General features: G+C 70.5%; 13 protein-coding genes. 7 read left to right on the forward strand and 6 right to left on the reverse strand.

The window, feature by feature from the left end; translation table 11 throughout:
• Window positions 1-7: 7 nt before the first annotated feature.
• Both ACQP2X_RS30015 and ACQP2X_RS30020 read right to left on the reverse strand, forming a co-directional pair.
• On the reverse strand, window positions 8-607 hold the full coding sequence (locus ACQP2X_RS30015) for a PH domain-containing protein (protein ID WP_498687539.1): 600 nt from the start codon (window positions 605-607) through the stop codon (window positions 8-10).
• Complete coding sequence (locus ACQP2X_RS30020) at window positions 604-3,189, reverse strand: PEP/pyruvate-binding domain-containing protein (RefSeq protein WP_498687543.1); 2,586 nt, start codon at window positions 3,187-3,189, stop codon at window positions 604-606. Before ACQP2X_RS30020 ends, ACQP2X_RS30015 begins: the two co-directional genes overlap by 4 nt.
• A gap of 78 nt (window positions 3,190-3,267) precedes the next feature.
• On the opposite strand from ACQP2X_RS30020, the gene ACQP2X_RS30025 reads away from it, so the two are divergent.
• Window positions 3,268-4,158 (forward strand): hypothetical protein, encoded by an 891-nt coding sequence (locus ACQP2X_RS30025; protein ID WP_498687546.1) that lies wholly within the window; start codon window positions 3,268-3,270, stop codon window positions 4,156-4,158.
• A 105-nt stretch (window positions 4,159-4,263) separates the two neighbouring features.
• Here ACQP2X_RS30025 and ACQP2X_RS30030 read toward each other — a convergent pair whose 3' ends face one another.
• Window positions 4,264-4,632 (reverse strand): FKBP-type peptidyl-prolyl cis-trans isomerase, encoded by a 369-nt coding sequence (locus ACQP2X_RS30030; protein WP_097320959.1) that lies wholly within the window; start codon window positions 4,630-4,632, stop codon window positions 4,264-4,266.
• A gap of 107 nt (window positions 4,633-4,739) precedes the next feature.
• Here ACQP2X_RS30030 and ACQP2X_RS30035 point away from each other — a divergent pair, with 107 nt between their 5' ends.
• The 4 genes from ACQP2X_RS30035 to ACQP2X_RS30050 all read left to right on the forward strand — a co-directional run bounded on the left by ACQP2X_RS30035 (window position 4,740) and on the right by ACQP2X_RS30050 (window position 8,324).
• Window positions 4,740-5,657, forward strand: a complete 918-nt coding sequence (locus tag ACQP2X_RS30035) for a lytic polysaccharide monooxygenase auxiliary activity family 9 protein (RefSeq protein ID WP_498687549.1) — start codon at window positions 4,740-4,742, stop codon at window positions 5,655-5,657.
• A gap of 79 nt (window positions 5,658-5,736) precedes the next feature.
• The gene (locus ACQP2X_RS30040) at window positions 5,737-6,966 is read left to right on the forward strand and encodes a DUF4331 domain-containing protein (protein ID WP_498687551.1); all 1,230 of its coding nucleotides are present in this window, start codon (window positions 5,737-5,739) and stop codon (window positions 6,964-6,966) included.
• Complete coding sequence (locus ACQP2X_RS30045) at window positions 6,963-7,277, forward strand: phospholipase (RefSeq protein WP_498687553.1); 315 nt, start codon at window positions 6,963-6,965, stop codon at window positions 7,275-7,277. The genes ACQP2X_RS30040 and ACQP2X_RS30045 overlap by 4 nt, the downstream gene beginning before the upstream one ends.
• Window positions 7,278-7,310: 33 nt before the next feature.
• The gene (locus ACQP2X_RS30050; RefSeq protein ID WP_498687555.1) at window positions 7,311-8,324 is read left to right on the forward strand and encodes an AraC family transcriptional regulator; all 1,014 of its coding nucleotides are present in this window, start codon (window positions 7,311-7,313) and stop codon (window positions 8,322-8,324) included.
• On the opposite strand, the gene glgC is transcribed toward ACQP2X_RS30050, so the two are convergent.
• Window positions 8,321-9,553 (reverse strand): glucose-1-phosphate adenylyltransferase, encoded by a 1,233-nt coding sequence (glgC, locus tag ACQP2X_RS30055; RefSeq protein WP_498687557.1) that lies wholly within the window; start codon window positions 9,551-9,553, stop codon window positions 8,321-8,323. The genes ACQP2X_RS30050 and glgC overlap by 4 nt on opposite strands.
• Window positions 9,554-9,680: 127 nt before the next feature.
• Here glgC and glgA point away from each other — a divergent pair, with 127 nt between their 5' ends.
• Window positions 9,681-10,871, forward strand: a complete 1,191-nt coding sequence (glgA, locus tag ACQP2X_RS30060; RefSeq protein WP_498687559.1) for a glycogen synthase — start codon at window positions 9,681-9,683, stop codon at window positions 10,869-10,871.
• Here the strand turns inward: glgA and ACQP2X_RS30065 are convergent.
• Complete coding sequence (locus ACQP2X_RS30065; protein ID WP_498687562.1) at window positions 10,846-11,754, reverse strand: NAD(P)/FAD-dependent oxidoreductase; 909 nt, start codon at window positions 11,752-11,754, stop codon at window positions 10,846-10,848. The two genes, glgA and ACQP2X_RS30065, sit on opposite strands and share 26 nt — an antisense overlap.
• On the opposite strand from ACQP2X_RS30065, the gene ACQP2X_RS30070 reads away from it, so the two are divergent.
• Window positions 11,753-13,369 carry a glycoside hydrolase family 10-like protein gene (locus ACQP2X_RS30070; protein ID WP_498687564.1) on the forward strand — a complete coding sequence of 539 codons (1,617 nt, stop codon included), beginning with the start codon at window positions 11,753-11,755 and terminating at the stop codon, window positions 13,367-13,369. The two genes, ACQP2X_RS30065 and ACQP2X_RS30070, sit on opposite strands and share 2 nt — an antisense overlap.
• On the opposite strand, the gene ACQP2X_RS30075 is transcribed toward ACQP2X_RS30070, so the two are convergent.
• Window positions 13,297-14,214 (reverse strand): SDR family NAD(P)-dependent oxidoreductase, encoded by a 918-nt coding sequence (locus ACQP2X_RS30075; protein WP_498687566.1) that lies wholly within the window; start codon window positions 14,212-14,214, stop codon window positions 13,297-13,299. The genes ACQP2X_RS30070 and ACQP2X_RS30075 overlap by 73 nt on opposite strands.
• Window positions 14,215-14,257 lie beyond the last annotated feature (43 nt).

Here is a 14,257-nt window from a genome sequence, read left to right on the forward strand (position 1 = left end):
GATGCTTTCACGCCGGCTCGGGTTGCCCGGCACGGGCCGCGCGGACGAAATCATCCGGCTCGTCGGCGTAGACGCGCACCTCGGTGACCTCACCCGCCTTCGCGATCCCGGTGACGTCGCCGGCCGCCCGGCGCAGCCGGATGTCGACGCTGGTCTGCCCGCCCATCACGATGTGCAGGGCGCCGTCCTCGACCTGCACCGACTTGCTCGACGGCAGCGAGCGGTAGCGCTTGCCGACCGACTCCACGTCCGCCCACGCGATGGTGAAGTCGACGCCGTTGCCCAGCCGCACCCGGATCCCGTCGTCGCCGACCACATGCGGATGCCGCTTGAGGCCCGCCGCGAACCCGATCATCCAGAGCAGCCCCCACACACCGAGCACGAGCACGATCCAGCGCGCCGGCTCCCACGGCACGACCTTGCGCACGATCAGATCGAAGATCGGGATCTCCACCACCGACAGCCCGATGAACACCCCCAGGATCGGCTTGACGACCCCGTGATAGCTGTACGCCTTCTCGCCCTCCCCGAGGTGTACGGGCCGGCGCAGCACCCACGCGAACAGGTTGCGCCACATCGCCGCCTCCACGGCCAGCATCCGTCTCATCCCCGCGTCACCGTCCCCGCCCGCCCGTCGACCGTCACGACCTCACCCGTCCTGATCCTCTCGGTGGCTCCCGGCACGCAGATCACGGCCGGAATCCCGTACTCCCGGGCCACTGTCGGCCCGTGCGCCATGACCGCCCCCGTCTCCGTGACCAGCGCCGCCGCCGTCAAGAACAGCGGGGTCCAGCCCGGATCGGTGGTCGCGGTCACCAGAACCTCGCCCGGTTCGACGTACGCATCGGCGGGATCGAGCACGATCCGCGCCTTCCCGGTCACCAACCCGGCCGAGGCCGCGACCCCCCGCAGATCGGCCCCGTCGCCGGCCGGCAGCGTCGCCTCGACGTCGGTCCCGTCCGAGAGCAGCGCCACCGGCACGGCCCGGCGCTTCATCTCGCGCCGGTACAGCGCCTTGCGCGCCTCGATCACGCCACGGTCCGGCACCGCGCCGAGTTCCTCCATCGTCACGAACATGACGTCCGCCGGGTCGTCGAACAGCTCGGCGCCGATCAGAAGCAGCTCGCGCCGCATCTGCTGAAGCCGGTAGAGGCCCGCGAACTTGCCCGCCTCGCGAAGACCCGCGAGCTCGCGCGCCCGCCCCAGCAAGAACCCGGCCAGCCGGCTCCTGCCGCGCAGATCGCGCAGCGCGCGCTCGGCCTCCTCCGCCGCACGGGCGAACCGCCGGTCGGGCGCCTGCTCCGGATCGGTGACCCGCAGGTAGTTCTGGATCGCGGCCAGAATCGGCGCGGGATCCTCGGCCCACCGGGGCACCCCGAGGTCGACCTCGGCGGCGCCGCGATGCCCGTACTCCCTCAAGAACGCACCCAGCCCGAACTCAGGCAGCGTGCCCGCCGCCCACCGCCCGGCCAGCTCCGCGGCCGGCGTGCCGAGCAGCAGTTCGCGGTGCTCCCCCGCCCTCCGCGCGACCCGCCAGAGCGCAAGGTCCATCTCGATCGTCACGTTGTGCGGCATCCCGCCCAGCACGGCGTGAACCTCACCCGGCGCGGCCTTCCCCTTGAGCAGGTATTCCGGCACGGTGGCGGCGAGCATTCCCGCCGCGATCGGCCAGACAAGATCATCCGGCGCGTCGGCCTCGTCCCACTGCCGCACGAGCCGCAGCCGCTCGTCCTTCGTCAGGGCCGGGCCCGTCTCGCTCGACGCCCGGCGGATCTTCTCCACGGCAGCGGCGACGCGTTCCCGGGCCGCGGCGGGGCGAGCGAGCGCCCGGGTGATGCCCGTGACGGCGCGGCCGGCGGCGCGCAGCGACGGAGCGGCACGCCGCCGGTCACGACTCGGCGCCGGAGCGAACCGCGGATCATCCATCACCTGCCGGATGGCCGCCTGGGCCCGCGGCCCGAAGTCGACCGCGAGCAGCTTGACGAGCCGCTTGCGGGCCCGGGGATCACGCACAAGGTCGGTCATGTCGCCGTAGAGGCGGCCCCCGATGTCGGTGATCTCCACGTGCAGCCCGAGCGGCTTGAGCATCGCGGTCACGAGCGCTTTCAAGGTCGACATGCCCATGGGCGTGGCCGGTTGCAGCATCCCCTGCACGTGCCCGAACTCCAGATATACCCGCAAATCACCGGTCTGCGGCGGCAGCGGGAACAGCGTGGTGATCGGCCGCGACTGCAAGAGCCAGAGCTCACCCGCGGCGTCAACGGCCCACTCGACGTCCTGCGGAACTCCGAAATGCGCCTGAAGCCGCATCCCGGCATCGCGCAGGGTCGCCAGCTGCCCTCCCGTCAGGCAACCACCGCCGTCCGGGCCACGGAATTCCGGGCCGCACACACCCGCGGGCCCGCGCAGGCCCACCTCGAGCACATAGTGATCCACCGGCCCGGCACCGTCCACGACCGCCGGGCCGGCGCCGGGTGCCGCGTCGACGGTCATCTCGGCGCGGCGCCCGGTCAGCGGGTTCGCCGTCAAGAGCACCCCGGCGACCTCGGCGTCGACCATCCGCTGCACGACAACCGCAAGATCGCCGTCCACGCCACCACCATTGTGGACAGCCGAGCGGTACGCCAGGGCGCGGTCGCTGCCGCCTGAGCTGCGACAAGTCTCGATGGCCTCGAGCAGGGCCTCGAGCCCCTCGACGTCCAGCAGCGTTTCGTACTGGCCGGCGAAGCTCGCCTCGGCCCCGTCCTCGCCGAGTGCGCTCGACCGCACGGCGACGCGGCCGCCGCCGAGCTTCTCGTACGCCTCGGCGATCTCATCCCTCGGCAACGCGCCGGCCTCGGTGGTCACGCAGAAGCCGGCCGGGACCCGCTCGCCCAGGCGGATCAGTTCGCCCAGCGCGGCCGCCTTGCCTCCGACCAGCGAGCGCGGCGCCGCCGAGCAGTCCGCGAGTCCGATGACCAGCACGGTCGTACCCCCGATCCTTTGCATTGCAGTCGTATTGCAACCACCGTAGCCGGGATTCAATACAACTGCAATGTCAAAGCTTGGTGTCAACACGCGGTTCACCGCGCCGAAACGTTGACTCCGTGCAGGATGCATTTGTACGTTGTGTGCCTCGCTGGTTGTGGCGCCCGCCACGCCATCGACGCGCGCTCCGGTGGTGGCGGATTCCTTCGCTTCCGCCACCACCGGGAAAGCGGAAAACCCGGTTGGAGCATTTTGCGGGGAAACCGGAACCTCGGCGCCGTCCGGATCGTCTGATCCGGCATGACTCGTCTCCGCAACACCCTGATCGCCGCCGCCACTCCCCTGGCGCTGCTCTGTGCCTGCGCGCAGCCGAACGGGGCGGGCGCGGCGCCCACGCAATCCGACGCGCAAGCCAGCGCCCCCACGTCCGGGGAGGGGGCGAACTACCTCGTCGCGCGCACCGAGTCGTACGGCGGCTTCGTCCCGCCCGACCGGACCGTCGGCTCGCTGCCCGCCGTCAGTGTCTACGCCGACGGCCGGGTCATCACCGAGGGGCCCGTGCCGATGATCTATCCGGGGCCGGCGCTGCCCAACGTGCAGGTCACCCAGATCAGCCCCGAGCAGGTTCGGGAGCTCACGCGTCAGGGCGCCTCCGCCGGCGTACAGAACGGCACCGACTTCGGCCGGCCCAACGTCGCCGACGCCCCCACCACCCGGGTCACCGTCCGGACCGAGGAGGGCACCCAGTCGGTGGCCGTCGAGGCGCTGCGCGAGAGCCAGGCCAACGATCCCATGCTCACCCAGCCGCAGCGTGACGCCCGCAAGAAGCTGTCCGACTTCGTGACCACCCTGACCGGCCTGGGCGGCGCCAAGAACACAGTGGCATATCAGCCTGAGGAGATGGCGGCTCTCGCCCGCCCGTACACCGATCCCGGCGGCACCGATCCGAAGAGCCCCGAGGTCGCCTGGCCCGGTCCCGCGCTGCCGGGGCAATATCTCAACGCGGCCTTCAAGATCGGCTGTGTCACCGTGCGCGGGGCCGAGCTGGACAAGGTGCTCACCGCGGCCGAGAAGGCCAACGCCATGACGCCGTGGACGTCCGGCGGCGCCAAATATCTGATCACGTTCCGTCCGCTGCTTCCGGACGAGTCGGGCTGCTCGACCTTCACCGTCACCAAGGGCAACCGATGACGCCGATCGGCGACCCGATCGAGCCGGATCCGGACGACGACCGGAACGAGAGCGGGCCGGGACAGGCGGCGCCCGTCCCGGCCCGGCCGGCGTGCCGGCCCGTCCTTACTGAACGCCGAGGAGATCCACGACGAAGATGAGGGTCTCGTTCGGCTTGATCACACCGGCCGCGCCGCGCGAGCCGTAGCCCAGGTGCGGCGGGATGGTGAGCTTGCGGCGGCCGCCGACCTTCATGCCGACCACGCCCTGGTCCCAGCCGCCGATGACCTGGCCGCCGCCGAGCGGGAACTCGAACGCCTCACCACGGTTGTACGACGCGTCGAACTCCCGGCCGGTCGAGTGCGCGACGCCCACGTAGTGGACGCTCACGTACTGGCCGGGCTTGGCCTCGGGGCCGTCACCAACGGTGATGTCCTCGATCACGAGCTCGGCGGGCGGCTCGCCCTCGATCGGGCCGACGTCGGGCTTGTCCATGAGTTCTCCTTCTTGTTTCGTCGAACCCGACCACTCAATCACAGCGGTCCGGATGCACCGACGGTGACGTGCTGAACGACTCACGCCGATTCTCCGTATAGCTCGGGGTGAGGATCTCCCGTCTCGCGGCGTGCGCTGTCGCCGCGGCACTCGTCTGGCCGGCCGCGCCGGCTTCCGCGCACGGCGCGCCGACCACACCGATCAGCCGCACCGCCGCGTGCGCCAAGGGCGGCGAGGACACGAGCAGCGCCGCCTGCCAGGCCGCGAAGAAGGCGAACGGCGGCGGTTTCGGCTCGTTCGACAACCTGCGGATCGCCGATGTGGGCGGACGCGACCGCGAGGTGGTGCCGGACGGCGAGCTGTGCAGCGGCGGCCTGGACGCCTTCAAGGGCCTCGATCTGCCCCGCGACGACTATCCCGCCACCAAGGTCACCGCGGGCGGCTCGCTGAGCGTCCGCTACCGCGCCACGATTCCCCACGCCGGACAGTTCCGGATTTTCCTCACTAAAAGTGGTTATGACCCAACGAAGTCCCTGTCCTGGGACGACCTCGGCACCAAGCCGCTCCGCACGGTCACCGATCCCCCGCTGACCGACGGCGCCTACGCCATGACGGTCAAACTGCCACAAAGGACCGGACGGCACATTTTGTACGTCGTCTGGGAGACCTCCAGCACACCGGACACCTACTACTCGTGCTCGGATCTGGTGTTCCCCACGGCGCAGAAAGCGGCGCCCGCCACGACAAGGGCGACGAAACCACCGACCAAGGCTCCAGCCCAGGCCCAGCCAGCGGTGACCAAGCCCGCGGTGACCAAGCCCGCAGCCGCCTCTAAAGCCCCCGAGACGACAAATCCGACACAGGCCGCACCGGCGGCGACGGCGCAGGCTGTCACCCCGGTCGCGGACACCAGCAAGGTGACGCTCGGTCACCAGATCATCATCGGCGCGTTGGTGCTCGGCTTCGGCGCCGTGGCGTACGCCGTGGTCACCGGCGTTCTCCGCAGACGCCGCGAAAACCGTTGAACCCCAACGGGAACCGCTTCGTACTGATGGTCGTCGACAGCAGGTCCCGTGCCCCCAGGGGACAGACGAAAGGCCGAGCATGAGTCGAGTTGGCTACGGAGAGGCGTCACTCGGAGCCGCGGACCCGGACGCGGAGAGCTCCGACCTGTACGCCTTCGTCAGCCCGGACGCTCCGGAGACCGTGACGATCATCGCGAACTACGGGTTCCTCAACCTCGAGTTCGGCGACGACGTCCTCTACGAGATCCACGTCGACTACAACGGCGACGCCCGGCCCGACCTGACGTACCAGTTCCGGTTCCGCACCGAGCTGCGCAACCGCAAGACCTTCCTCTACAACACCGGCCCGATCGAGTCGCTCGACAGCGAGAACTGGAACCGGCGCCAGTTCTACTCGGTCACCAGGGTCGACGCGTACGGCAAGAGCACCGTCCTGGCCACCCAGCTGCCGTGCCCGCCGCGCAACCTGGGTGCGGTCTCCACCCCGGACTACGACGCCCTGGCCGCCGCCGCGATCGCCGAGCTGCCCTCGGGCGAGCGGGTCTTCGCCGGTCAGCGGGCCGACGCGTTCTTCGTCGACCCGGCCGCGGTCTTCGAGATCGGTGACAACGCCCGGGCCCTGGCCACCGGACCGGCCACCGTCAACAGCATCGCCGTCCAGCTGCCGCACCCGGGCCGGATGATCGGTGTCTGGACCACCGCGAGCCGCCGTGAGCTGCACAGCAGCGGCGACGACGTGCTGGTCGGCCCGATGGTGCAGGTCGCGCGGCGGGCCAACCCGCTGTTCGCCGAGCTGTTCGTGCCGGCCGCCGACCGGGCCCGCTGGAACGGCATGCCGCCCTCGGACGACAAGCGCTTCGCCGACCTGGTCGAGCACCCCGACCTGGCCGTGCTTCTGCCGGTCGACCACCCCGGGCACTTCCCCCGCCTCGAGGGCCTGACCGCCCGGCGGTCCGATCTGGTGGCGATGCTGCTCACCGGCATCCCGGACGGCCTGGTCGACGGCCTGCGGACCTTCACCGGCGACGTGCAGGCCGACATGCTGCGCCTGGACACGACGGTTCCGCCGTCGGCCGAGGAGAACCCGTTCGGGCTGCTCGGCGGCGACTTCGCCGGCTTCCCGAACGGGCGGCGGATCGGCGACGACGTCACCTCCATCGTGCTGCGGGCCATCGCCGGCGCGACCTACCCGATGGTCGACGAGACGTACGAGCCGGACGAGGCCGCCACCCTGGCCGGCGCCGACGCTCGCGGCCGTACGCACGAAGTGACCTTCCCCTACCTGCGGGCCCCGGAGGTTTTGCCGTGACGCGGTCCGGGCACGGCATAGTCGTGCTCAACATCGGTACCGGTATCGGCGCGCTCGTCATTCGAACGCCGGGCTGCATGCATGGTCATGACATCGAGGTCAGCCCGGTGGAGGATCCCGCGCTGCGCACGCAGGCCACGGTCCGGGCCCGCCACGTGCGCGGCGGCGTCACCTACACCGTGGTCGTCGACTGCCTGCGCGAGGGCCGCTACACCATCTGGCGTGACCCGGTGACGCCACTGGCGGAGATCGATGTCCGCGGTGACCGGGTCGCCGAGTTCACCTGGCCGGTGACCGCGCTCGCGGCGTGACCCCGTGGCGTCATCCGGTCTAGGGTGGACGCCATGGTGGGCGTCAGACAGTCCCGCCCGGTCGCTCCGGGCCTGGACAAGCCCGTGCACGTTTCCCTGTCGACCACCGACATGGACGAGGCGAGGGCGTTCTGCCGCAAGCTCTTCTACGGGCCGTTGCAGGTCAACCCGACCGGCGACGTCTCGCGGTTCGCGTTCAGCGGCGACGTGGTGATGCTCGGCCCGATCACGCTCGGCGAGATCAGCTACGGCTCCGACATCCACGTGACCATCGCCGACCTCGAGACGGCCTATCACGTGCTCGCCCCGGTGACCGGCATGCTGCGGTCACGCCATCGGGGCACGGTGGTGATGGCCGATCCGACCCGGGCCGCGGTCTACCGGCCGGTCGGCGACATCGACCTGGAGTGGCCGGGCAGCTGCCGGCTGCTGAGCGTCAAGGTGGAGCGGGCGGCGCTGGAGCGTGAGCTCGACGCCACCCTCGACCAGCAGATCGTCTCGCCGCTGCTGCTCGGGGCGAGCTTCGACCTGATCGACGGCCCGGGGCGCACGTGGGCGTCGCTGGTGCGCCTGCTGCTGGCCGAGCTGCGCCACGCCGACGGGCTGGCGGCCCAGCCGCGGATGGCCGCCCGCTGGCGTGACCTGCTGGTCAGCGGTCTGGCCATGACGGTGGAGCATCCGTACGGCGAGGAGCCGGCCGGCATGCAGGGCCCGAACCGGCCGCGCACGGTGAAGCGGACGCTGGACGCGATGCACGCCGAGCCGTGGCGGCCGTACACGGCGAACGATCTGGCGGCGATCGCCGGTGTCGGCGTGCGCGTGCTCCAGGAGGCGTTTCGGCAGCATGTGGGCATGTCGCCGCTGACCTATCTGCGGCGGCTGCGGCTCGACGGGGTGCACGCCGAGCTGTCCCGCTCGGATCCCTGGCAGGTGAACGTGTCCGAGGTGGCGTACCGCTGGGGTTTCACCCACCTCGGACGGTTCGCGGGAGCGTACAAGGCCCGCTACGGCGTACCACCGTCTCAGACCTTGCGGGAACGTCGTTAGAGCTCCACCTTCTGGCCCTTGCCGATGACGACCACGCCGTTGTCGGAGACCGTGTAGAGCTTGCGGTCCCGGTCGAGGTCGACGCCGATCTGCGCGCCCTCGGGGATCACCACGTTCTTGTCGATGATGGCGTTGCGGATGATCGCGCGGCGGCCGACCGACACGCCCTCCATCAGCACCGCGCCCTCGACGTGGGCCCACGAGTTGACCCGGACGTTTGGTGAGATCACCGAACGCTCCACGAGGGACCCGGACACGACGACACCGGGCGAGATCATCGACTCGATGGCGCGGCCCTGACGGTCGTCGTAGCCGTGCACGAACTTGGCCGGCGGCCACGAGCCGTAGTTGGTGAAGATCGGCCACTCGTGGTTGTAGAGGTTGAAGATCGGCAGCGTGGCGATCAGGTCCATGTGGGCGTCGTAGAACGAGTCGAGCGTTCCCACGTCGCGCCAATATCCCCGGTCGCGGTCGGTGCTGCCGGGCACCTCGTTCTCGCGGAAGTCGTAGACGTTGGCCTCGCCGCGCTCGACGAGCATGGGGATGATGTTGCCGCCCATGTCGTGCTTGCTGTCGGGGTCCTTGGCGTCCTTGGTGACGGCCTCGCACAGCGCCTTGGTGGTGAAGACGTAGTTGCCCATCGACGCGTAGATCTCGTCCGGCGCGTCGGGCAGCCCGTCGACCTCCTTGGGCTTCTCGCGGAAGGCGCGGATGCGCTTGCCGTCCTCGGCCACGTCGATCACGCCGAACTGGTCGGACAGCGACTTGGGCTGGCGGATGCCGGCCACCGTGACCGAGGCGCCCGAGGCGATGTGGTCCTGGACCATCTGCTTCGGGTCCATGCGGTAGATGTGGTCGGCGCCGAAGACGATGACGTAGTCGGGCGACTCGTCGTTGATCAGGTTGAGGCTCTGGTAGATGGCGTCGGCCGAGCCGGCGAACCAGCGCGGGCCGAGGCGCTGCTGGGCCGGCACCGGGGTGACGTAGTTGCCGAGCAGCGTGGACATCCGCCACGTCTTGGAGATGTGCCGGTCGAGAGAGTGCGACTTGTACTGCGTCAGCACAACGATCTTGAGGTAGCCGCCGTTGGCGAGGTTCGACAGGACGAAGTCGATCATGCGGTAGATCCCGCCGAACGGGACACCGGGCTTTGCCCTGTCCGCCGTCAGGGGCATCAGGCGCTTGCCCTCACCACCGGCCAGAACGATTGCAAGGACCTTGACAGCCATGGAAGGACGCTAACTTTCCGCCAGCACAAGCGCCAGCCGAAGAGGGCAACTCGCCGTGATCGTCCCGGCGGACGGCCAGGATACCTGATCTTGAGCATCGATGGGGAGGGAGTACTAGGCTGCGGGGGTGCTTCGAGTCGACCTCATCACCCGTGAATATCCGCCCGAGGTGTACGGCGGCGCCGGCGTCCATCTCGAATATCTGACCCGCGATCTGCGGGCCCTGGCCGACGTGCGGGTGCACTGCTTCGGCGCCCCGCGCACCGAGCCCGGTGTGACCGCCTATCCCGAGCCGGCCGAGCTCGCCGGGGCCAACGCGGCCCTGCGGACCATGGGGGTCGACCTCGAGATCGCGGCCGGCACCGAGGGCACCGACATCGTGCACAGCCACACCTGGTACGCCAATTTCGCCGGCCACACCAGCAAACTGCTGCACGGCGTCCCGCACGTGGTGACCACGCACAGTCTCGAGCCGCTGCGCCCGTGGAAGGCCGAGCAGCTCGGTGGCGGCTACGCGCTGTCGTCGTTCTGCGAGAAGGTCGGCATCGAGCACGCCGACGCGATCATCGCGGTCTCCGGCGGCATGCGGCGCGACGTCCTGGCCGCCTATCCCTCGGTCGACCCCGACAAGGTGCAGGTCGTCTACAACGGCATCGACACCGAGATCTACCAGCCGAACCGCGGCACCGACGTGATCGAGCGCCTCGGCATCGACCTGAGCCGGCCCAGCGTGGTCTTCGTCGGCCGCATCACCCGGCAGAAGGGCCTGCCCTACCTGCTGAAAGCCTGCCGCCGCCTGCCCGCCGAGACGCAGATCGTGCTGCTGGCCGGCGCGCCCGACACCAAGGAGATCGCGGCCGAGGTGGAGGGCCTGGCCAACGAGCTGCGCGAGGTGCGCGACGAGAAAGGCGTCATCTGGGTCCAGGAGATGCTGCCCAAGCACGAGGTCGTCCAGGTGCTCACGCACGCCACGGTCTTCGTGTGCCCGTCCATCTACGAGCCCATGGGCATCGTCAACCTCGAGGCCATGGCCTGCGAGACGGCGGTGGTGGCGACCGCGACCGGCGGCATCCCCGAGGTGGTCAGCGACGGCGAGACCGGCATCCTGGTGCCGATCGAGCAGGTCGACGACGGCACGGGCACGCCGATCGACCCGGAGCAGTTCGTGGCCGACCTCGCCACCGCCATGACTCAGCTGCTCGAGGACCCACGGCGGGCCGCGCAGATGGGCCTGGCCGGGCGGCGCCGCGCGATCGAGCACTTCAGCTGGTCGCACATCGCCGAGGAGACCCTCAAGGTCTACCGCTCCGTTCTCTGATGATGCCGCGTGCGGCCGCCCGGCCACTGAGCCAGGCGGTCTGCACGCGGGGCCGGCCGAAGGCGTCGCCGCAGAGATAGACGTGGCCCCGGCGGGCGAAGCCGTCACGCCCGGTCCGGGGCTGGGCGAGGGGCCAGCGGAACAGCTCGGCCGCGGGCTCGTCGGTGATGCCGAGCAGCTCACCCACCGCGCGGGCGAGCGCCGCCTCACCCCCGTACTCATGCTCCTTGAAGTAAGCCGCCGTGGAGTGGGCGACCAGCACCGGGGCGCGGTCGCCGCGACGATCGCCGTCGTCGCAGACCGTGGCCAGCACCGGATGATCGTTCACGAAGGCGCCGGCGAAATCGGGCCAGGACCTTCGGGGGTACGTCAGGACCGCCGTCAGCACGGGCGACCAGGACTGTTCGCGGGCCTCGGGCAGATCGGCCAGCCGCAGCGCCTGCGGCCCCGGCATGGCCAGCACCACCGCGTCGGCCTCCGGCAGCTCCGTCACCTCGGCGCCGAGGGTGACGTCGAGCCCGTCGGCCAGGTCCTTGGCCAGGCTCCGCAGGCCACCCGGCGCCGACCAGCGCATCGGCGCGTCGCCGTGCTGGCCGCGGAACGTGTCGGTCCACGGGTGGGCGAGCCCGGCGATGCGCCACGACTGGAGCCGGCCCTGGAACGACGGGTCGTCGGCGGTGACGTAGGCGGCGCCGACGTCGACCGGGCGACCCGCGCGGGTGACACTCGCCAGACGGCCCCCGACCACGTTGGCACGTTCGAGGACACGCGTGGGCACACCGGCCGCGACCAGCTCACGAGCACAAGCCAGCCCGGCGATGCCGGCGCCCACCACCACGACAGTCACACCCCGGAACTCTACGTGCGGCACACTGGTCCCCATGCTCCGCGTCCGCCGCCCACCCGTACGACTGACCCTGACCCTCGCCGCGGTCCTGTTCGCGACCGCCGTGCTGGGGGTCGGGCTCCTGCGAGCGGCGACGTATTCCGCGCCGGCCGCCTATTCGGCGCCGGCGCCGCCGGAGCCGTCGGCCCCGTTCACCGCCACCGGCTCGTGCGGGGTCTATCCGACGAAGGCCACCCGTGAGCTGCGCGGCATGTGGCTGACCACGGTCACCAACATCGACTTCCCGAGCAAGCGGGGCCTGTCCGAGGCGCAGGTCAAGGCGGAATATCAGGGCTGGCTCGACCTCGCGGTGGCCCAGCGGCACAACGCGATCTTCGTGCACGTCCGGCCCTCGGGCGACGCCTTCTGGCCCTCGGAGTACGCGCCGTGGTCGGAGTGGCTGACCGGCAAAAGGGACGGCAAGTCGCCCGGGTGGGACCCGATGGCGTACATGGTCGACGAAGCCCACAAGCGCAACCTGGAGTTCCACGCCTGGTTCAACCCGTACCGCGGCACCCAGCCCGGCCCGGTCGGGCCCGGCGCCGACTTCCGCAAGCTCGCGCCCAACCATCCGCTGATCCAGCACAGCCAGTGGGCCATCGCCTTCCCCAAGGGCAAGGCCGGGCGGCTCTACTTCGACCCGGGCATCCCCGAGGCGCGCAAGTTCGTCGAGGACTCGATGCTCGAGGCGGTCGAGAAGTACGACGTGGACGGCGTGCACTTCGACGACTTCTTCTACCCCTATCCGGTCGCCGGCCAGGACTTCCCCGACGACGCCAGCTACGCCAAGTACGGCGCCGGCCGGTCGCGGGCCGACTGGCGGCGCGACAACGTCAACACGCTGGTCCGGGAGATGAACACGCGGATCAAGGAGCTCAAGCCCTGGGTCAAGTTCGGGATCAGCCCGTTCGGCATCTGGCGCAACAAGGCCACCGATCCCACGGGGTCCGATTCCAAGGGCCTGGAGGCGTACGACGCCATCTACGCCGACACCCGCAAGTGGGTCCAGCAGGGGTGGCTCGACTACATCGTGCCCCAGCTGTACTGGACGATCGGCTTCGGCAAGGCCGACTACGCCAAGCTGCTGCCGTGGTGGGCCGACGTGGTGAAGGGCAGCAAGGTGCAGCTCTACATCGGCATGGCCGACTACCGGGTCGGCGAGGAGGGCGACTGGAGCGACCCGGCCCAGCTCGACCGGCAACTCGCCATGAACGACGAGTACGGCGTGCTGGGTCAGGTGCACTTCAGCGCCAAGCAGATCCGGGCCGACCGGCTGGGCTCGGTGACCCGATATCGCGACAAGCACTACGCGGCGCCGGCCCTGGTGCCGGTGATGAAGCAGTTGCCGTCGGCACCGCCGCCCGCGCCGTCCTTGACCGGGGCCAAGCGCGCCGACGACGGATCCGTGCACTTCCAGGCGCAGAGCTCGGGCACGAGCTGGGCTCTCTACCGCGTCGAGGGCAAGACGGCCGACCTGGTGGCCACCGGCCGCGGCGGCACCGAGGTCGTCGACCCGGCGCCGCCGTCCGGCCCGGCCACCTACTGCCTGGCCGGCGTCGACCGGTCGGGCAACGAGGGCGGGGTCAGCGCGCCGATCGTGGTCGCCGCGTAATCCCACAGCCGGTCGGCCGCCACCGGGTCGACCGACCACTCGGCCACGCCGGCCATCGGCTCGGGTCCGCCGGGCACGACCCCGGCGATCTGGTTGTCCTCGTCGAGATAGGCGCCGGAGACGCCGTCGAGCAGCGGTGACGCGGCCAGCAGCACCTCACCGGCGGCGCCCTGCTCGGGCGTCTTGAAGCCGTCGGCGTGCAGCAGGTTGCCGTCGGCGTCCATCGCGCCCATGGCCCGCATGGTCGCGTCGTCCATGTGACGCTGAAGGTTGGTGTGGATGCGGCCCGGTGCCATGGCGTTGGCGGTGATGCCGCGGCGGCTCAGGGCCACCGCCAGCAGGACTCCGGCCGTCTTGGACTGGCTGTAGGCGACCCACGGGTCGTAGGGGCGGCGCTCGAAATGCGGATCGTCGAAGTCGACGCCGGCCCGCAACTGGGCGCCGGAGCTCACCACGACGACACGGGCGTCCCCGGCCAGGTGCTCCCGCAGACCGGTGATCAGGGCGAAGTGGCCGAGGAAGTTGGTGGCGAGCTGGAGCTCCCAGCCGTTGGCCGCGGTGCGGCGCTCGGGCACGGCCATGATCCCCGCGTTGGCGATCACGGCGTCGAGCTGTCCGGTCCAGTTCTTCGCGAACCCCCTGACGCTGTCCAGGTCGCTCAGATCGAGTTCGCGCCGGGCCGGCGTGATGACCTCGGCGCCGGCGTCACGGAGGGCGCGGGCGGCGGCCTGACCGAGGCCCGAACCGCCACCGGTGATCAGGATGCGCTTGCCGGTGAGGTCCACGCCCGCGAGCACCTCGGCGGCCGTGCTGCCGGCGGTGAACGGAAGTTTGATCGTCGTCATGCTTGAAAGTCTGACCCGCGCCCACTGGACGGCGAATAGCTCA

This window comes from Actinoplanes sp. CA-131856 (assembly GCF_050956135.1).
In the GTDB taxonomy this organism is placed as follows: domain Bacteria; phylum Actinomycetota; class Actinomycetes; order Mycobacteriales; family Micromonosporaceae; genus Actinoplanes.